The organism is Lacinutrix sp. MEBiC02595 (genome assembly GCF_053601555.1).
In genome coordinates, this window is record NZ_JBSHNU010000184.1 from 71,299 (window position 1) to 89,375 (window position 18,077).

The following is an 18,077-nucleotide window of genomic DNA, read 5'->3' on the forward strand; positions in this document are numbered from 1 at the left end:
TTCGTTTTGAAACGTAAAATAATAATTACAGAAGACGGTTCTACAACCATTCATATTCCAGAATGGAATGAACATTATCATTCTACACATGGAGCAATTCAAGAAGCAGAACACGTGTATCTTAAAAATGGTTTACATCATTATGTAGATGAAAATAATGCGGAAAGTATATCGATACTAGAAATAGGTTTTGGTACTGGATTGAATGCCTTTATGACATTGTTGGAAGCCGAAAAACGAAACCTTAAAATTCAGTATAAAGGAGTGGAAGCTTTTCCTATTTCATTGGAAGAGTTACAACAATTGAATTATGTTACGCAATTAGATGCTTCAAAAAAGGAAGTTGCTTTTAATAAACTACATGAAGTTCCTTGGGAAACCGAAGCGCAAATCACCAGTAATTTCCATCTGATTAAAGAGCAAAAAGATTTTTCAGAAATAAACGAAAAAGAGGCTTTTAATATTATCTATTTTGATGCTTTTGGAGCAGGAGTACAACCAGAATTATGGACCGAAGAGATCTTTAAAAGTATGTTTAATGCACTAAAGAAAAATGGAGTTTTGGTAACATATGCTGCTAAAGGAACTGTTAAAAGAGCATTAAGAAGTGTAGGGTTTGATTTAAAACGCTTACCAGGTCCTCCCGGAAAAAGGCACATGTTAAGAGCAACTAAATTATTGTAATTAGTTCGTGCCTAGTAGACTGTCGCTTTTTTTACACTGCAAGTAGTAGTGGTCATACATTGCCGTTATGGTTTTATAAAAAGAAATTTTCTTTTTATAATTAACAATATATTTACAGCTACCTTCTAATTCTACTAATTTTTGAAAACCTAAAATTAATTTAGATTTATCTTCTTTAAGCATATCTAATGCGGTTAGTATGTTCCAATAATGAATTACATTATAATTACTTACATCATTATTTAAAGATTTTTTAGTTTCAGAAATCACATATTCTGCAAAGCTAAAGTGATCATCTGTTACCGTTTTTTTTTGCTCTGGATTATAAGAGAAAAAGTCGGTTTCAAAATTTTCAAAACTTAAGGTATTAGACGCTTGGCTATAGCTTGCAGCTATACATGTGAATGTAACTAAAAATGTAAATATAAATTTCATTGGTCTCTCTAAATATTTAAGGCTTTCTTCAAAAAAAAATACTGGTGAAAATATAGCTTCTAATTATAAAATGTAAAGTAAAAGATTAATAAATTTTAATTATTCGATAAAAAGCTAATTTACTCGATTTTAATTAAGTAAATCGCTGGTAGTTATTGTTTTATAGGGTGCAAAACAAAAATAAAGCCACACGTAAAAGTATGGCCTTATTTTTTATAAAAGTAATTATGACTTAAGCTTTTTTAGCTTTAATAGTAATCTTTAATTCCATATCATCATTAATAAACTTGTCTCCAAGGTTGTCAAAAACAGATTTAGAACCATAGTTAATTCCCCATTGTGTTCTGTCAATAGTAAATGCTTCACTAGAAATGGTCATGATATCTCCTTCGTTAGTAATAGTAACAGGAAATGTAACATTGTGTTTGTTTCCTTTTAAAGCTAAGTTACCAGAAAGCATTGTTTTTCCACCTTCAGCAGCTTGCGTTCCTGTAATTTCAAAAGCTCCTGTTGGAAATTTGTTTACATCAAAAAAGTCACCTTCTTTACCTGCAACAGTTCCCATTAAATGCGCATCTAAACTCTTTTTTTTATCACCTTCAACATCTGTAGAATTGATAGATTTCATATCAATTAAAAAAGTACCACTTTGTAAAGTACCATTATCTACATGAAATATTCCACTTTCAACGTTTATAGTACCGTTATGTGTTCCTCCAGGTTTAAAACCTTTCCACTCAATGGTAGATTCAGATACATTTGCAACATACTTTGCCGTTGCACTTTCGCTAACAGCAGCAGCTTCAGCGTCACTTGTGTTAGCTTCTTTTGCTTTTTTACAACCAATAACTGCTGTACATAAGGCAATAACAGTAAAAATATTTAAAACTTGTTTTTTCATAATTATTATTTTGTTTATAGTGTTAAGTGACAAAAATACAAATTGTTAATTTAGTTAAATAAGAAAAAGCATAAAAAAAAGTCAATGACATTTTGACATTTTTATAATAATGGCAGTACTTTTGCCATCTGTAAAAAGGTATTTAAAATCTAGGTACAAAAATGAGCAAGAAAAATAAAGAAGAAGGTATAGAAGAGCAAGTAGAACAATCAACAGTAGAAACGCAAGAGTTAACTGTGGAAGAACAACTACAAGCAGAATTAAAACAAGAAAAAGATAAGTTTTTACGTCTTTTTGCGGAGTTTGAAAATTATAAAAAACGTACATCTAAAGAACGAATTGAGTTGTTTAAAACAGCAAGTCAAGATGTTATGGTGTCACTTTTACCGGTTTTAGACGATTTTGAACGCGCTTTAAGTCATATTGAAGACGACAAAGAAGCTGAAGAACTGCGTAAAGGAGTGAATCTAATTTATCAAAAATTACTATCTACGTTAGAGCATAAAGGTTTAGCCGCTTTATCTGTTAGACAAGGCGATGTCTTTAATGCAGACCATCATGAAGCAATTACACAAATTCCTGCGCCAACAGACGATTTAAAAGGAAAAATTATAGATGTAGTTGAAAAAGGATACAAACTAGGAGAGAAAGTAATACGTTTTCCTAAAGTGGTAATAGGACAGTAAAACGGTTTTTCTTATGCTGTTATATTCCTTTACGGCGTAGCGCAGCATAAAGAAACTGAAAATTAAAATAAATAAAGTGTTCAGTAAAAAGGTACAGTATTCTTAGAGTATTATCGATGAAAACGGGTATGGAAAACTGAAAACTCAAATATTATATGGCAAAGAGAGATTATTACGAAATATTAGGTATAAGTAAAAGCGCAACAGCTGCAGAAATAAAAAAGGCCTACAGAAAAATGGCTTTAAAATTTCATCCAGATAAAAATCCAGATGATACGGAAGCAGAATCTAAATTTAAGGAAGCTGCAGAAGCTTACGAGATTTTAAGTAATGCTGACAAAAAAGCACGCTATGACCAATTTGGACATCAAGCATTTGATGGCTCTGGTGGTTTTGGAGGTGGTGGAGGTGGCATGAATATGGATGACATATTCAGTCAGTTCGGTGATATTTTTGGTGGCTTTGGCGGCGGCGGTGGTTTCTCTGGTGGTGGTTTTGGTGGCGGTCAACAACGCAGAGTAAAAGGAAGTAACCTTAGAATTCGCGTTAAACTTACGCTAGAAGAAATTGCGAATGGCGTAGAAAAGAAAATTAAAGTAAAACGTAAAGTTCAAGCAGAAGGTACTACCTACAGAACCTGTTCTACTTGTAACGGTTCTGGACAAATTACTAGAATTACCAATACTATTTTAGGAAGAATGCAAACAGCAGCAACATGTACAACATGTGGCGGAGCAGGACAAACTATAGATAAAAAACCAGCAGAGGCAGATGCGCATGGTTTAATCATTAAGGAGGAAACGGTTTCTATTAAAATTCCTGCAGGAGTTGTAGATGGTATGCAGCTTAAAGTAACAGGAAAAGGTAACGAAGCACCAGGAAATGGAATTGCTGGAGATATGCTAGTTGCTATTGAAGAACAAGATCATGAATCCTTGCAGCGTGAAGGTGATAATTTACATTATGATATGTATATCAGTCTTCCCGACGCAGTTCTTGGTACCTCTAAAGAAATAGATACGGTAACAGGAAAAGTGCGAATTAAAGTAGAAGCAGGAGTGCAGTCTGGTAAAATTTTACGCTTACGCGGAAAAGGAATACCAAATATTAATGGGTATGGTAAAGGTGATTTATTAGTCCATGTAAATGTTTGGACACCAAAAACATTAAACAAAGAACAAAAAGAATTTTTTGAGTCTATGCGAGAAGACGAACATTTTTCGCCTAAACCAGAAAGTACAGATAAATCTTTTTTTGAAAAAGTAAAAGATATGTTTTCTTAAAAAAAAAGCAATAGTATATATAAAAAATCCACTTTTTAAGTGGATTTTTTTTTGATAAAGAGTAACAAATCTATTTCTATTAACATTTATTTAGCAAAAAATAGTATATTTGGTTTATCACTAATTAATTTTAGTGGTAATTTTTCTTTTTCATAGCAATTTTTTCCCATCCTTTCACTTTAAGTAAAAGGGTGGGTTTTGTTTTTTAATAGTTCTTGTTTTAACAAATCGTACTATGATTAGGTGAATAGTTTATACGTTAGTAGCTATCTTTAATTTTAATTTAATGCATGCTATTTCTTTTGTAACATTTTCTATCTTTACAACACTTATATCGTACCAAAACATTTGTTTGGTATTTCTAAATACATATTATGAAAAACCTCTTAGAAGCACACGCAGTTTCTAAAAACTTTGGAGATTTTACCGCATTAAATAAAGTGTCTATTTCCGTTCCTAAAGGAAGTATTTTTGGTTTATTAGGACCAAACGGAGCAGGGAAAACAACCTTAATACGTGTAATAAACCAAATAACCATGCCAGATTCTGGTCATGTTTTATTGGACGGAGAACCTTTGCAATCACATCATGTGCAAAATATTGGCTATTTACCAGAAGAACGTGGTTTATATAAATCGATGAAAGTTGGCGAACAAGTATTGTATTTAGCACAATTAAAAGGTTTGAGTAAAGGTGAAGCTAAAATCAGATTAAAATATTGGTTTGATCGTTTAGAGATTGGTGATTGGTGGAACAAAAAAATTCAAGAGCTTTCTAAAGGAATGGCTCAAAAAATTCAGTTTGTAGTTACTGTTTTACACGAACCTAAATTATTGATTTTCGACGAGCCTTTTTCAGGATTCGATCCAATAAACGCGAATTTAATTAAAGACGAAATTTTACGTTTAAGAGATAACGGAGCAACTGTTATATTTTCTACGCATAGAATGGAATCTGTAGAAGAGTTGTGTGATCATATTGCGCTAATACATCAGTCTAATAAAATACTAGATGGAAAATTAACAGATATAAAAAGACAGTATAAAACCAATACCTTTGAGATTGGTATAAACGCAGCAGATAAAGTAGCACTTGCTGAAACTATTTCGCAAAAGTTTGATGCATCGCTTACTGATTTTAGATCTTTAAACGATGAGTTAAAATTAAATATAAAGCTTTCCGAAAACGAATCTGCAAACGATCTATTAAGTTATTTAACCACTAAAGGAGAGGTTTCTCATTTTGTAGAACTCATACCAAGCGCTAACGATATTTTTATTCAAGCAGTTAAGAATAATTAATTTATGAACCATTTACCACTTATTATAAAACGCGAGTATTTAACAAAAGTTAAAAACAAATCGTTTATTGTCATGACTATTTTAAGTCCTATCATTATGATAGCACTAATTGCTGTTGTGGGTTATTTATCCCAATTAAATAATAATAAAACACGAACTATTTCTGTTTTAGACGAATCTGGATTAGTTACCGATATTTTTCAAAATGCAGAGCATACAAAATATAATATGCTTGATAATGTATCTCTAGATGATGCTAAAATAATTGTAGAAGAAGCAGAAACCTATGGCTTGCTTTATATACCAAAACAAGATAGTATAGATGCATTAGTAAAGCATATTAAGTTTTACTCTAAAGAAACACCTTCGTTATCTGTTATTTCTGGTTTAGAAAGCAAATTAGAAAACAGATTAAGAGACGTTAAATTACAAGAACAAGGTATCGATTTAGCAAAATTAACAGCATCAAGAACCAAAGTTAATATTGCTCAAGAAAGTTTTATTGGCGAAAAAACATCCAAAATAGATAGTTATTTTAAATTAGGTTTTGGTTTGGCTGCAGGGTACTTACTATTCATGTTTATTATTATTTACGGTAACATGATTATGCGAAGTATTATTGAAGAAAAAACAAGTAGAATTATAGAAGTTATAATCTCTTCCGTAAAGCCAATTCAATTAATGCTTGGTAAAATTATAGGAACTTCTTTAGCAGGAATAACACAGTTTGTTATTTGGATTATAATAGGAAGTATTTTAATGACAGTAGTGTCTGCCATTTTTGGTATCGACTTGATGCAGCAAACACCACAGAGTGAAATGATGCAACAAGCTATGGATAACCCAGAAGTAGCTATGGAAATGCAAAATGCAATTACTGCTTTTTATAACTTGCCAATCGCAAATCTAATTATAGCATTCATCTTATTTTTTATAGGTGGATATTTGTTATACAGTTCTTTATATGCCGCAATTGGAGCCGCAGTAGATAACGAAACGGATACGCAACAATTTATGTTACCTATTATAATGCCTTTAGTTTTAGCCGTATATATTGGTATATTTACAGTAATTGAAGATCCTCATGGTACTGTTTCTACTATATTTTCGTTTATACCGTTTACCTCTCCAGTAGTTATGTTAATGCGTATTCCTTTTGGTGTACCCATTTGGCAACAAGCACTTTCTTTTTTAATATTAGTTGGTACCTTTATGTTAACCGTATGGTTTGCAGCGAAAATATACAGAGTTGGTATTTTAATGTATGGTAAAAAGCCGAGTTATAAGGAACTTATGAAGTGGATTAAATATTAATATGAAAGAGATAAAAAACATACTATCTAAATCTATTCAAATCTCTAAAGATGTAGAGATTAGTGTGCAAAATATTTTAATTTTACTTTTAGTCATATTATTTGCAACCGTATTTTTAAGGCTTCTTAGAAAGTTAATAAGTAGAAAATTACCTCAAGATGATAAATTAAAATTCAAAGCTGTTTTTTCTTATGCAACTTGGTTTAGTTATGTCATTATTGTTTTGGTGACTTTACATACCGTTGGTGTTAATGTTACAGGGATTTTTGCAGCATCTGCAGCATTATTAATTGGTATTGGTTTAGCATTACAAACGCTTTTTCAGGATATAATTTCCGGTGTTTTTATTTTGGTAGATCAATCTGTTCATGTTGGTGATATTATTGAATTAGATGGGAAAATAGGGCGCGTAGAAGAAATTAAATTACGTACCACAAGAGCTGTTACTATCGATAATAAAGTACTAGTCATACCAAATCATTTATATTTAACCAATAGTTTGTATAATTGGACGCAAAACGGAACCACAACACGTGAGAGTGTAGATGTTGGTGTGGCGTATGGTAGTGATGTGCAATTAGTGAAAAAATTACTTATTGAAGCAGCTAAAGGTCATAAAGATGTTTTAAAATATCCAGGGCCAGCTGTGTTATTTACAGATTTTGGAGATAGTTCTCTAAATTTTAGAATAGCGTTTACTATCAACGATAGTTTTAATGCAAGAATACCAAAAAGTGATATTCGTTTTGAAATAGATAGATTATTTAGAGAAAACAACATAAGTATACCTTTTCCACAAAGAGATATTCATATTATTCAGAAATAAAAAAGAGATAAAGATGCCGAAAATATTAGTAATCGAAGATGAAGCAGCAATCCGAAGAGTATTGGTAAAAATACTTTCCGAAGAAAACGATACGTATGAAGTAGAAGAAGCAGAAGACGGTTTAGTTGGAATCGAAAAAATTAGGAAAGAAGATTATGACTTAGTGCTTTGTGATATAAAAATGCCAAAAATGGATGGTGTAGAAGTATTAGAAGCGGTTAAAAAATTAAAACCAGAAACCACAATGGTGATGATTTCTGGTCATGGCGATTTAGATACCGCTGTAAATACCATGCGTCTTGGTGCTTTTGATTATATTTCAAAACCGCCAGATTTAAATCGGTTATTAAATACCGTTCGTATTGCTTTAGATAGAAAAGAGCTTGTTGTAGAAAACAAAATGCTTAAAAAGAAAGTAAGCAAGAACTACGAAATGATTGGTAAAAGTGAAGCCATTTCGCATATAAAAGAAATTATTGAAAAGGTAGCACAAACAGATGCGCGTGTTTTAATTACTGGTCCTAACGGAACGGGAAAAGAATTAGTAGCGCATTGGTTACATCAAAAAAGTGCACGTTCTAAAGGACCTATGATAGAAGTAAACTGTGCGGCAATACCAAGCGAACTTATAGAAAGTGAACTTTTTGGACATGTAAAAGGAGCTTTTACAAGTGCAAATAAAGATAGAGCAGGGAAATTTGAGGCAGCAAATTCGGGAACTATATTTTTAGATGAGATAGGTGATATGAGTCTTTCTGCACAAGCAAAAGTGCTTCGTGCATTGCAAGAAAGTAGAATACAACGTGTTGGTAGTGATAAAGACATTAAAGTAAATGTTAGAGTAGTAGCAGCAACCAATAAAGACTTAAAAAAAGAAATAGAAGAAGGTAGATTTCGTGAAGATCTTTACCACAGACTAGCAGTAATTCTTATAAAAGTTCCTTCGTTAAATGATAGACGAGATGATATTCCGTTACTGATTGAATATTTTTCTAAAAAAATTGCAGACGAGCAAGGCACAGCAAAAAAGAATTTTTCGGCGAAAGCGATAAAATTATTGCAAGAATACGATTGGACCGGAAACATACGAGAACTACGTAATGTTGTAGAACGTTTAATTATTCTTGGTGAAAAAGAAGTAAGCGAACAAGATGTGAAAATGTTTGCGAGTAAGTAGCTCTAAATTATTAAAAGCAAACAATTCAAAAATATTACATGGTATAGTGAATTATTGCATATTCTAAACGGAAGAATTTTAACATGGATTAAGAAATACGTCATGTTATAGTACATTTTTTATTGTAAAAATAACGTGGTATTGTTCCCTTTTTTATCTACAAGGATACGTCTAGAGTCCTTTTTTGGAAGTATAATTTATATAGATTATATAAAAACCTCAATATTATATTGAGGTTTTTACTTTTTACAAGTATTTAAAAGTTGAAGATGATTTTCGGTAATACGTATTATTTTATTTAAATAATATGCTTTAAGTTCTTCTATCGTTTTGGAGGATAATGTTATTTTATTTTCAGTGCTATTATTAACTGTAGTATTGCAATCACACGTTTTTAATAAATCGTTATAGTTTTTAATGTTTTCTACTATTGTTTTGTCTTGCAATGTTATAAATTGTTCTTTTTCTAATAAAGATTTTTTAACTTGTTGTTCTGCAAGTTTTCTTTTTATTTCATTTGCTTGTTGTTCTAATTCCGCTTGTTGCTGTTTTAATTTCGCTTGTTGTTGCTCTAAGTCGGATAGCTGATTGTTACTGTTTTGTGTCAATTCATTGTTCTCCTTTGTTAGCGTATTACAAAGTTCATATTCATAAAATGTTTTAACAATTAATTCTTCAGCCATATACAAATAAGTTCTTCCAGAAGCCAAGTCATCAGCTAATAAAGCAGTATCTAAATACGTAGAAATACTTATGGATAAGTCTAAAGCACTAGTGCAGTCTGTAGCTTCTAGAGCTTCTATGACACTTTCAATAGCTTGTTTGGATAGATCCGCATGATACTTTAAGTCTATTATATTATAAGCTTTAATTCCAGCATCTATATTTTTAGTAACAATTCCTAGATTTGTATCTCCGTTTCCTGATTTAGAAATTTTAGCGGTAATAGTATTTAAAAAGATAATAGGTAGAAGAAAGAGTAGGTATTGTTTTTTCATAAGTAGGATCATTTAAGTTACGGGAGTAAAAATAATCAAACTTTACAATTAAACGTGATAAAGCAACTTTTAATCGGTGTTTGTTTTGTTTTTAAAAGGAGCTTCTAATATTTATTACATATTGAAGATTTAGAAAGAGATGCGTAAAATTAATTACATTATATCTTTTAATAAACTGGAACCATGAAAAACAGCAAATAGTACGGGTCATAAAATCACTTTAACATATAAAAAAAGACACTAATTATTTAGTGTCTTTTTTAGTTTTTCATCAAAGGTATTAATACTATTTTTTACCTCATTAGGAATATGATCATCAGCAACCCAAGTATGAATGTCTCCTAAATAATGCATTCCTAAATAGTTTGCAGATTCTACAAAAGGCATATTAAAACCTTTTACTAAATCCGGACTATTACTAGTACTTATCATTGCCATATGTTTACCTCGTAGTTGTCTGCCTAAATCTTTTTCTGTTCTAATAACATCCGAAATACGATCAAAAAAAGCTTTCATTATACCACTCATAGTATACCAATAAACCGGAGTAGCAAAAATAATAGTGTCATAATTTGTAATAACTTCTGTTATGACATCCATAAAATCGTCACCCGCATTTTTATACTTATAATCATATTGGCTAATAACTTTGGTGTTTAAATCTATAACCGCATAGTTGCATTTGGAGGCAAGATGATTCACTATTTTATAGGTGTCGCCAAAACTTCTTGCGCTTCCTTGCAGTATTACTGCTTTATTCATATTCATTAAGTTTATGAAGCTAAGTAATGACTTTGATAAGACTAAAATGCCAATTTCTAATAGAAACAATTAATGGTCAAATAGAAAATATGGATGTATTTTAAAAAGGAAAAATGAGGTGGCCTTATATTTTGAAACTAACGCTAACACCAGTTTGTATATCTGGATTGTTGTTTACCGTAAGATCTTGTTGTAGATAAATAGTGGTGGTAACCTTTCTTGTAAAAGAATATAGTAAAGTCCAATAATTATTGTTTTTATATAAATTGGTAGTACCAGTTCCCCAAGCATCATGCGCATCTGGATGGCGAATAGGTATTATATAATCTAGCTCCTTCTTTTTATTTAAGCTAGTTTGTATGTAAAAATCTAAACCTATAGAATGTGTCGATCCCTTTTTAGATATAAAATTATACTCTAAAGCACTTTCTAAAAAGGCTACATAATTATTGGTTCCAAATTGTACATTGTCTTTTTTTAAATTAATGGCATTCTTTCTTAGGGAACCTAAACTAGCACCTATTTGTGCGTAGTTTTCGTTTTTAAATGCAATCTTTTTAACGGCATTAACAGAAACACCTAAATCTATAGACGTATTATATTTGGATAGATTTGTACCAAGGTGAGAACCCAAATTCATAAAGAAACTTTTGTTTTTATTTATCAACCATTCCGGATAATAATAATAAGTAGTTTCTATTCCGCTTAAAAAAACATCATTTTTTTCAAGTTCTGCAGTGTTGCCATTTCTGTCTGTATATTTAATTCCGGCGTCATTTAATTTAAAAACCTTTCTGTCAAAAGGATCTTCTCCTCCTGCAATTTTACTGTGAAAATCTTCAATAAATTTATCACTAGTAAAAAAAGAAAGGGGATATTCTCCATTCGTTAGCATGGCAACTCGTAAGGCAACTACTAATTCTTTGTTGTCACTTAAATTAAAAGCAACATTTGCTTTAATGCTTTTTATAACGCCATCTATTTGTAATTGAAAAGTTTCGGCATCTAAATCTTCTACATCAAAATGATATTGAGCCAAATCCCAATCGTATTTTCTAGCTTCATTTCTTGTCGCTTCATCATTTGGAATGTATGTGGTTACTGGAGGTCCCCAAACATTTGCACTTTCTAAGCTAATATTAACAACACTATTTTTAGTAGCATGTGTTTTAAAATTTCCTTGTAGTCTTGAAAAAAAGAGACCAAAAGGATGGGAAGACACAATGCTCGGTTTTGTAATTCCATTTTTTATAGTCGTAGGTATCGAATCTACTTGTTGCGAAAAAGTTATAAAAGGAAATAGTACTAGTGTAAATATGAATAGGTGAAAAGATTTCATGAAGATGAATTAGTGAGACGATAAAATTACAATATTTATAATGAGCTCGACTAGAAAAGTTTAGGCAAATTAATAGCAGCTATTTATTAATAGAATTTCTATTAACCAAAAATATTAATATCTTTAAACAGAACTTATAAAAGCCTTGGAAATTGAAAGACATTAAAATAAACGACTTTAAAATACAATCTCAAATAGAAATTTCTAAACTAACTACAACCTTTAATTTAGAAGCAGAAGAAGACGATGTAAAAGACGAGTTAAGAAAAGTAAGACGAAAACTAGGTGAACTACAAGACACGCTTTATGCACATGGTAAATATGCCGTTTTGGTTTGCTTACAAGGAATGGATACTGCCGGAAAAGACAGTTTAATTCGTGAAGTATTTAAAGATTTTAATGCAAGAGGAGTGGTGGTTCATAGTTTTAAAGTACCAACAGAATTAGAATTAAAACATGATTTTATCTGGAGACATTATATTGCACTTCCTGCTCGCGGTAAGTTTGGTGTGTTTAATAGAACGCATTATGAAAACGTATTAGTAACCAGAGTGCATCCTGGTTATATTATGGGAGAGCATTTGCCGCATATAAATTCCGTAAAAGATATAGATGAGGCTTTTTGGAATGCACGTTTTCAACAAATAAATAATTTTGAAAAGCACATTGCAGAAACTGGAACTATTATTTTTAAATTCTTTTTAAACTTATCTTTAGAGGAACAGAAAAACCGTTTACTGCGTCGTTTAGATAAACCATCTAAAAACTGGAAATTCTCTCCAGGTGATTTAAAAGAGCGTAAACTTTGGGGAGCATACCAAGAATGTTATCAAGATGCTTTAAATAGAACATCAAAACCACATGCGCCTTGGTTTAATATTCCAGCAGATGATAAACCCACAGCAAGACTGATAGTCGCAAAAATAATGTATGATACATTAAAAGAATATACGGATATTAAAGAACCAGAATTGGATGATGATGTGAAGGCAAATATTGAATGGTATAAGGAGCAGTTGAATAAGGAATAGTTTTCTATGGATTTCATCCTTTTTTTGAGAGGAAGAATTATGTGCTTTTTTTTAGGGTAATGAGTTGATGAAAATAATTTGTTGCCCTTTGTTGTTTTTTAAATATATCATTAAAAATAAAATATTTATCGTTTATCAATAAATATTTATCTATATTTGTAATATATTTATAGCTATTCTAATCATGTCAGAAACAAATAACGTCGTATTTAAAGGTTTAAAAATTGTTGCTTGGGTCATCTTTGTTGGTCTGTGTATTGAAGCAGGAGGCTTGGTAGTCAACTTTATTTTTAGTCTGTATAACCCGGAATTCGTTTCAAAACTATATCAGAAATTAGACTTAAGCGAAATGTACGCAAGCAGTAAAAGAGCTTTTTATAGTATGTATAGTTTTATCCTAATCATCTCGATTCTTAAAGCATATCTATTCTATTTACTAATTGTACTCGTAACCAAAATTGATTTATCTAAGCCGTTCAATAGTTTTGTTTCTAAACAAATTACTCAAATTAGTTACTATACATTTTCCATAGGCTTATTAAGTTATTTAGCAAGGCAGGTTGCTAAAAATTTGCAACATCGTGGTTATAATATCGATATGCTAAACCAGTTTTGGGCAGACAGTCAAGCCTTTATTTTAATGGCAGCTGTAATTTATGTGATTGCTATTATTTTTTCAAAAGGAGTAGCAAATCAAGAAGAACTAGAAGAAACAGTATAACATATGGCAATTATTGTAAATATGGATGTGATGATGGCAAAACGTAAAATGTCACTTAACGAATTATCTGAAATCGTAAATATCTCCTTAGCAAACTTGTCTAAACTAAAAACGGGAAAAGTAAAAGCAATTCGGTTTAGTACTTTAAATGCGGTTTGTGAAGCATTAGATTGTCAGCCAGCAGATATTCTAGAACATAAAAAAGATCAAGAATCTTAAAAATTATGCTAACTACTATCATTCCAAAATTACCAATGCTTGATAAAGATGTCACAAAAGCTTTTTACATAAATAAGCTGGGTTTTAAAGTATTTATTAGCACGAATTTTAAAGGTTATTTGAATAGAGTAAATTTAGAAAAATAATAAGATATAAATGAGATGGATAATAGTATTAGTTTTAAGTTCTACTGTGGTATTTGGCCAAAAGGATAATGCGATTATTCCGTTTGATAAAAAATTAGGTGAATTTTATAACGTACGCGATTTTTGTATTTCTAATACTGGTAAGGAAGCTTTTTTTACCATACAAAGTCCAGATGTACAAATTTCACAAATAGTAGTCGTCAAAAAAGAGAAAAAGGAATGGTCGGAACCAGAATTAGTGTCTTTTAATGATTCCTTTATGTATTTAGAACCTTTTTTGTCTCCCAAAGGAAATCGACTATTTTTTGTTTCAGATAGACCTTTAGACCATACTTCTAATGAAAAGAAAGATTTCGATATTTGGTATGTGGATAGAAATAATACTAAAGACAAGTGGTCGGCACCTAAAAATATAGGAAAGCCAATTAATTCCGGTTTTAATGAGTTTTATCCTTCCGTGAGTAAAAATAATAATTTGTATTTTACGATGGAATCTCCTAATGGATTAGGAAAAGATGATATTTATTTTTCTAAATGGAATGGCGATGGCTATGAAGCACCAATTCTTTTGAATGAAAACATAAACAGTAGTGGTTATGAGTTTAATGCTTTTATCTCTAGAGAAGAAGAATTTATAATATATACAAAGTATAAGGAAGAAGGCGGACAAGGAAGTGGGGATTTGTACATTTCTAGAAAAGATGCAAATGGAAAATGGGAAAAAGCAAAAAATATGGGGACTCCTATTAATACAAAGTATATGGAATACTGTCCTTTTTATGATGCGGAAAACGGAATCTTATATTTTACCAGTAAAAGAAGAAATCTGGAATCTAGAAAGTTTAAGGATGTTTTAGATTTTAAAAGCTATATTCAAGGAAATCAAAATGGCTTAAGTAAAATTTATTCTACGGCTATAAAAATGGAATAAAGCAAAGCAAGAATGAAAAGGAAAGTTGCTATTCTAAATACCGGTAAAACGGAAAGCACTTTGAAAACCATAAGAATCAAAAAATAAAATAAACGATGTCCACAACAAGCCACCATGATGCACGTATTGCAAAAATGACATTCGCTTCCGTGTATCCGCATTACATTACCAAAGTGGAGAAAAAAGGTAGAAGTAAAGACGAATTACATCAAGTTATTCATTGGTTAACGGGTTATGATGAACAAGAACTAGAAGAACTAATAGCTGAAAAAGTGACTTTTGAAATATTTTTTAAAAGTGCAAAATTAAACCCAAATGCCCAACTAATTAAAGGGGTGATTTGTGGGTATAGAATTGAAGAAATAGAAAATCAGCTAACCAAAGAAGTCCGATATTTGGATAAACTAGTAGAGGAATTGGCAAGAGGACGTAAAATGGAAAAGATATTGCGCATTGCATAAATTGATTAATGAACAGTTAAATTAATTGTACTTTAAAAGGAATACTAACAAACAAACGATGAATAAATCTATTTACTTTCTGCTTTTGGTGGCTTTACTAACTTCTAGTTGTTGGCAAACCACAACCATTCATGACGTTATTCCAAATCATGATAACTTTACTATAAAGTCCAAATTTGTAAATGAAACGCGCGTAATTAATGTGTGGGTTCCACCAAATTATAAAAATGGTACCGATTCTTTTCCTGTGTTATATATGCCTGATGGCGGAATAAAAGAGGATTTTCCGCATATAGCGAATTCCATTGCTAAGTTAGTGGAAAGCAAAAATATACCGCCGGTAATTCTTGTCGGAATTGAAAATACAGAAAGAGGAAGAGACCTCACAGGTTTTTCGGAAACGGAATATGATGCACAATTTTGTCCGTTAACCGATGGCGCAAAAAACTTTAGAGCATTTATAACCGAAGAATTAATGCTTCAGATAAACAGTAAATACAGAACAACATCTCAAAAAGGTATTATTGGCGAATCTCTAGCGGGCCTTTTTGTTATGGAAACTTTCCTCGTTCAGCCAAATGCATTCGATTTCTATATTGCAATGGATCCTTCGCTTTGGTGGAATAATCATTATCTAGAACAAAATGCTTCAACATACTTAAATGCTTTTCCGAATAAAAAAAAGAAACTTTGGTTTGCTGGATCGGGAGTAGAAGATATTTCCATACATACCAATAATCTTGCTAAAACCTTGCAAAATAATGCGCCTAGCACATTAATTTGGAAATATGAAGATGCACCGAATGAAAAACACAGTACCATTTTTAGAGCTAAAAAAGAACAAGCATTAACTTGGATAATGAGTGAAAATAACTAGTTTAATATTATATAATAAAAAAAAGATACGAAATGAAAAACAAATTAAAGATTGTGCTATTCTTACTGTTAGCAACGACATCCATGATGCATGCTCAAAAAGTAAAACTTAAAAAAGGTAAAGCGCTAATTGAAGAGGTACATGTGTTTAATTGTGAAAAAGGACCCGCAGAATGGGTGACTCTGCTGGATAAGGAAACTGGAGAAGAACTGATTTTTATACGAATTGAGTTTGGTGCAAAACAAGGAAAACAAGATTATACCATCTATAAATTTCTTAAAGAAGATATTGTAGTAGAAGTTTCTGGTTATAATTTATTGAAAAATCATGTAAAGTTTTTGTACAGCAACAAAGTGTTTGATTTAAATGGAGAATTAAATCTTTCCAAAATAGAAGGGCTAAAAGCAAAGTTTGATGAAAATATTACCAATAGAACCGACTTTTAAAATAGAGCCATACTAAATAAAATTACTTTTTATATTTTATTTAAGGATTCCTTTTTTCTAGAAGAAGTATCTTTAAAACTTAATATTAGCATCCCTAAAATAATTACACATGAAAAAAATCCTTCTATTTCTTTTCGCATTAAGTTCTATAACAACTTATTCGCAAACCGACGAAGAAATCCTTAAAGAAATATATAAACAATCCTTAACTAATGGTAAAAGTTACGAATGGCTAGATTATTTGTCTAACCAAATAGGAGGACGTTTATCAGGATCTATACAAGCAGAATTTGCTGTAAAATGGGGGAAAGAAGAATTAGAAAAGCTAGGCTTAGATAAAGTTTGGTTGCAAGAAGTAATGGTTCCAAAATGGGTTCGTGGAGCAAAAGAATATGCATATATAGAGTCTTCGCAAAAGAAAACGACAACCAGTGTTAATATTTGTGCGCTTGGTGGCTCTGTAGCCACAAACCCTTTAGGTTTAAAAGCAAAAATCATTGAAGTACAAAATTTTGAAGAATTACAGGGACTTGGTGAAGCAGTAATAAAAGGAAAAATTATATTCTTTAACAGGCCAATGCAAGAAGATTTAATTAGTACTTTCAATGCCTATGGTGGTTGTGTAAATCAACGGTATAGTGGCGCAGTAGAAGCAGAGAAGTTTGGTGCTGTTGGTGTCATTGTTCGTTCTATGAATTTACGTTTAGACGATTTTCCACACACAGGAAGTATGACTTATGACGATCTTCCTTTAGAAAAACGTATTCCTGCAGCTGCAATAAGTACTAATGATGCAGAGCTTTTAAGTACCGCATTAAAATTAGATAAAGACTTAGAATTTTATTTTAAACAAAGCTGTTCGCAATTTAGAGATGTACTATCGTATAATGTCATTGGTGAAATTACAGGAAGTGAGTTTCCTAAAGAATATTTTGTAGTTGGAGGGCATTTAGATTCTTGGGATTTGGGAGATGGATCGCATGATGATGGAGCAGGAGTGGTACAGTCAATGGATGTTTTAAGACTTTTAAAAGCATCAGGTATTAAACCTAAAAGAAGTATTCGTGTCGTTTTATTTATGAATGAAGAAAACGGATTGCGTGGCGGAAATAAATATGCAGAAGAAGCAAAGCGAAAAGGAGAAAACCATGTGTTTGCTTTAGAAAGTGATTCTGGCGGATTTACACCAAGAGGATTTAGTTTTGATTGTAGCGATGCTAATTTTGACCAAGTATTAAGTTGGAAACCTTTGTTTAAACCATACCTTATTCATTATTTTGAAAAAGGTGGAAGTGGTGCAGATGTTGGTCCTTTAAAAAATGATAGTAATGTATTAGCAGGATTACGTCCAGATTCACAACGTTACTTTGATCATCATCATGCGGCAAATGATACCTTCGATGCCGTTAATAAACGCGAACTAGAACTTGGTGCAGCAACCATGACTTCTTTAGTGTATCTGTTTGATAAATATGGAACTAATCCGTTACCAAAACAAAGTGCTATTAAAAATTAGTTTTTGTTTTCCACAAAAAAAAC

The 18,077-nt window shown here is 31.3% G+C and carries 20 protein-coding genes; 15 read left to right on the forward strand and 5 right to left on the reverse strand.

Annotated elements, in window-relative coordinates:
* The first annotated feature begins 6 nt into the window (after window positions 1-6).
* Window positions 7-684 carry a tRNA (5-methylaminomethyl-2-thiouridine)(34)-methyltransferase MnmD gene (mnmD, locus tag ACVCZW_RS04960; RefSeq protein ID WP_452228914.1) on the forward strand — a complete coding sequence of 226 codons (678 nt, stop codon included), beginning with the start codon at window positions 7-9 and terminating at the stop codon, window positions 682-684.
* Here mnmD and ACVCZW_RS04965 read toward each other — a convergent pair whose 3' ends face one another.
* On the reverse strand, window positions 685-1,119 hold the full coding sequence (locus tag ACVCZW_RS04965) for a hypothetical protein (RefSeq protein ID WP_452228913.1): 435 nt from the start codon (window positions 1,117-1,119) through the stop codon (window positions 685-687).
* A gap of 232 nt (window positions 1,120-1,351) precedes the next feature.
* Entirely contained in the window at window positions 1,352-2,020 is a 669-nt protein-coding gene (locus ACVCZW_RS04970) for a YceI family protein (protein WP_452228912.1), read from the reverse strand.
* Window positions 2,021-2,181: 161 nt separating this feature from the next.
* Here ACVCZW_RS04970 and ACVCZW_RS04975 point away from each other — a divergent pair, with 161 nt between their 5' ends.
* The 6 genes from ACVCZW_RS04975 to ACVCZW_RS05000 all read left to right on the forward strand — a co-directional run bounded on the left by ACVCZW_RS04975 (window position 2,182) and on the right by ACVCZW_RS05000 (window position 8,607).
* The gene (locus ACVCZW_RS04975; RefSeq protein ID WP_452228911.1) at window positions 2,182-2,706 is read left to right on the forward strand and encodes a nucleotide exchange factor GrpE; all 525 of its coding nucleotides are present in this window, start codon (window positions 2,182-2,184) and stop codon (window positions 2,704-2,706) included.
* A 155-nt stretch (window positions 2,707-2,861) separates the two neighbouring features.
* Window positions 2,862-3,989, forward strand: coding sequence for a molecular chaperone DnaJ (dnaJ, locus tag ACVCZW_RS04980; protein ID WP_452228910.1), 1,128 nt, complete (start codon window positions 2,862-2,864; stop codon window positions 3,987-3,989).
* Window positions 3,990-4,363: 374 nt separating this feature from the next.
* A complete protein-coding gene (locus tag ACVCZW_RS04985) occupies window positions 4,364-5,290 on the forward strand; it encodes an ABC transporter ATP-binding protein (RefSeq protein WP_452228909.1) in 927 nt (308 codons plus the stop codon).
* A gap of 3 nt (window positions 5,291-5,293) precedes the next feature.
* A complete protein-coding gene (locus tag ACVCZW_RS04990) occupies window positions 5,294-6,604 on the forward strand; it encodes an ABC transporter permease (RefSeq protein WP_452228908.1) in 1,311 nt (436 codons plus the stop codon).
* 1 nt (window position 6,605) lies between these two features.
* On the forward strand, window positions 6,606-7,430 hold the full coding sequence (locus tag ACVCZW_RS04995) for a mechanosensitive ion channel family protein (protein WP_452228907.1): 825 nt from the start codon (window positions 6,606-6,608) through the stop codon (window positions 7,428-7,430).
* A gap of 13 nt (window positions 7,431-7,443) precedes the next feature.
* Window positions 7,444-8,607: a sigma-54-dependent transcriptional regulator gene (locus ACVCZW_RS05000; protein ID WP_452228906.1), complete on the forward strand. Its 1,164-nt coding sequence runs from the start codon at window positions 7,444-7,446 to the stop codon at window positions 8,605-8,607.
* Window positions 8,608-8,846: 239 nt separating this feature from the next.
* On the opposite strand, the gene ACVCZW_RS05005 is transcribed toward ACVCZW_RS05000, so the two are convergent.
* The 3 genes from ACVCZW_RS05005 to ACVCZW_RS05015 all read right to left on the reverse strand — a co-directional run bounded on the left by ACVCZW_RS05005 (window position 8,847) and on the right by ACVCZW_RS05015 (window position 11,706).
* Entirely contained in the window at window positions 8,847-9,605 is a 759-nt protein-coding gene (locus ACVCZW_RS05005) for a hypothetical protein (RefSeq protein WP_452231806.1), read from the reverse strand.
* 240 nt (window positions 9,606-9,845) lie between these two features.
* Window positions 9,846-10,367 (reverse strand): flavodoxin family protein, encoded by a 522-nt coding sequence (locus tag ACVCZW_RS05010; protein WP_452231807.1) that lies wholly within the window; start codon window positions 10,365-10,367, stop codon window positions 9,846-9,848.
* Between the two features lie 124 nt (window positions 10,368-10,491).
* The gene (locus tag ACVCZW_RS05015) at window positions 10,492-11,706 is read right to left on the reverse strand and encodes a hypothetical protein (protein WP_452231808.1); all 1,215 of its coding nucleotides are present in this window, start codon (window positions 11,704-11,706) and stop codon (window positions 10,492-10,494) included.
* 152 nt (window positions 11,707-11,858) lie between these two features.
* Between ACVCZW_RS05015 and ACVCZW_RS05020 the strand changes: the two genes are divergently transcribed.
* The 8 genes from ACVCZW_RS05020 (at window position 11,859) to ACVCZW_RS05055 (ending at window position 18,054) form a co-directional block, all read left to right on the forward strand.
* Window positions 11,859-12,737, forward strand: a complete 879-nt coding sequence (locus ACVCZW_RS05020; protein WP_452231809.1) for a PPK2 family polyphosphate kinase — start codon at window positions 11,859-11,861, stop codon at window positions 12,735-12,737.
* A 184-nt stretch (window positions 12,738-12,921) separates the two neighbouring features.
* Entirely contained in the window at window positions 12,922-13,458 is a 537-nt protein-coding gene (locus tag ACVCZW_RS05025; RefSeq protein ID WP_452231810.1) for a DUF2975 domain-containing protein, read from the forward strand.
* A 3-nt stretch (window positions 13,459-13,461) separates the two neighbouring features.
* Entirely contained in the window at window positions 13,462-13,677 is a 216-nt protein-coding gene (locus tag ACVCZW_RS05030) for a helix-turn-helix domain-containing protein (RefSeq protein ID WP_452228900.1), read from the forward strand.
* 156 nt (window positions 13,678-13,833) lie between these two features.
* Complete coding sequence (locus tag ACVCZW_RS05035; RefSeq protein WP_452231811.1) at window positions 13,834-14,754, forward strand: hypothetical protein; 921 nt, start codon at window positions 13,834-13,836, stop codon at window positions 14,752-14,754.
* Window positions 14,755-14,849: 95 nt separating this feature from the next.
* Entirely contained in the window at window positions 14,850-15,215 is a 366-nt protein-coding gene (locus ACVCZW_RS05040; RefSeq protein ID WP_452231812.1) for a DUF2200 domain-containing protein, read from the forward strand.
* Between the two features lie 58 nt (window positions 15,216-15,273).
* Complete coding sequence (locus ACVCZW_RS05045; RefSeq protein ID WP_452231813.1) at window positions 15,274-16,092, forward strand: alpha/beta hydrolase; 819 nt, start codon at window positions 15,274-15,276, stop codon at window positions 16,090-16,092.
* A gap of 32 nt (window positions 16,093-16,124) precedes the next feature.
* Complete coding sequence (locus ACVCZW_RS05050; RefSeq protein ID WP_452231814.1) at window positions 16,125-16,538, forward strand: hypothetical protein; 414 nt, start codon at window positions 16,125-16,127, stop codon at window positions 16,536-16,538.
* A gap of 109 nt (window positions 16,539-16,647) precedes the next feature.
* The gene (locus ACVCZW_RS05055) at window positions 16,648-18,054 is read left to right on the forward strand and encodes a M20/M25/M40 family metallo-hydrolase (protein WP_452231815.1); all 1,407 of its coding nucleotides are present in this window, start codon (window positions 16,648-16,650) and stop codon (window positions 18,052-18,054) included.
* Window positions 18,055-18,077: the final 23 nt, after the last annotated feature.

Excerpts from the sequence above, each read along its gene's own strand:
- ACVCZW_RS04965 (WP_452228913.1), bottom strand. The coding sequence starts at position 1,119 with ATGAAATTTATATTTACATTTTTAGTTACATTCACATGTATAGCTGCA.
- ACVCZW_RS04970 (WP_452228912.1), bottom strand. The coding sequence starts at position 2,020 with ATGAAAAAACAAGTTTTAAATATTTTTACTGTTATTGCCTTATGTACA.
- ACVCZW_RS04975 (WP_452228911.1), top strand. The coding sequence starts at position 2,182 with ATGAGCAAGAAAAATAAAGAAGAAGGTATAGAAGAGCAAGTAGAACAA.
- dnaJ (WP_452228910.1), top strand. The coding sequence starts at position 2,862 with ATGGCAAAGAGAGATTATTACGAAATATTAGGTATAAGTAAAAGCGCA.
- ACVCZW_RS04985 (WP_452228909.1), top strand. The coding sequence starts at position 4,364 with ATGAAAAACCTCTTAGAAGCACACGCAGTTTCTAAAAACTTTGGAGAT.
- ACVCZW_RS04990 (WP_452228908.1), top strand. The coding sequence starts at position 5,294 with ATGAACCATTTACCACTTATTATAAAACGCGAGTATTTAACAAAAGTT.
- ACVCZW_RS04995 (WP_452228907.1), top strand. The coding sequence starts at position 6,606 with ATGAAAGAGATAAAAAACATACTATCTAAATCTATTCAAATCTCTAAA.
- ACVCZW_RS05000 (WP_452228906.1), top strand. The coding sequence starts at position 7,444 with ATGCCGAAAATATTAGTAATCGAAGATGAAGCAGCAATCCGAAGAGTA.
- ACVCZW_RS05005 (WP_452231806.1), bottom strand. The coding sequence starts at position 9,605 with ATGAAAAAACAATACCTACTCTTTCTTCTACCTATTATCTTTTTAAAT.
- ACVCZW_RS05010 (WP_452231807.1), bottom strand. The coding sequence starts at position 10,367 with ATGAATAAAGCAGTAATACTGCAAGGAAGCGCAAGAAGTTTTGGCGAC.
- ACVCZW_RS05015 (WP_452231808.1), bottom strand. The coding sequence starts at position 11,706 with ATGAAATCTTTTCACCTATTCATATTTACACTAGTACTATTTCCTTTT.
- ACVCZW_RS05025 (WP_452231810.1), top strand. The coding sequence starts at position 12,922 with ATGTCAGAAACAAATAACGTCGTATTTAAAGGTTTAAAAATTGTTGCT.
- ACVCZW_RS05030 (WP_452228900.1), top strand. The coding sequence starts at position 13,462 with ATGGCAATTATTGTAAATATGGATGTGATGATGGCAAAACGTAAAATG.
- ACVCZW_RS05035 (WP_452231811.1), top strand. The coding sequence starts at position 13,834 with ATGAGATGGATAATAGTATTAGTTTTAAGTTCTACTGTGGTATTTGGC.
- ACVCZW_RS05040 (WP_452231812.1), top strand. The coding sequence starts at position 14,850 with ATGTCCACAACAAGCCACCATGATGCACGTATTGCAAAAATGACATTC.
- ACVCZW_RS05045 (WP_452231813.1), top strand. The coding sequence starts at position 15,274 with ATGAATAAATCTATTTACTTTCTGCTTTTGGTGGCTTTACTAACTTCT.
- ACVCZW_RS05050 (WP_452231814.1), top strand. The coding sequence starts at position 16,125 with ATGAAAAACAAATTAAAGATTGTGCTATTCTTACTGTTAGCAACGACA.
- ACVCZW_RS05055 (WP_452231815.1), top strand. The coding sequence starts at position 16,648 with ATGAAAAAAATCCTTCTATTTCTTTTCGCATTAAGTTCTATAACAACT.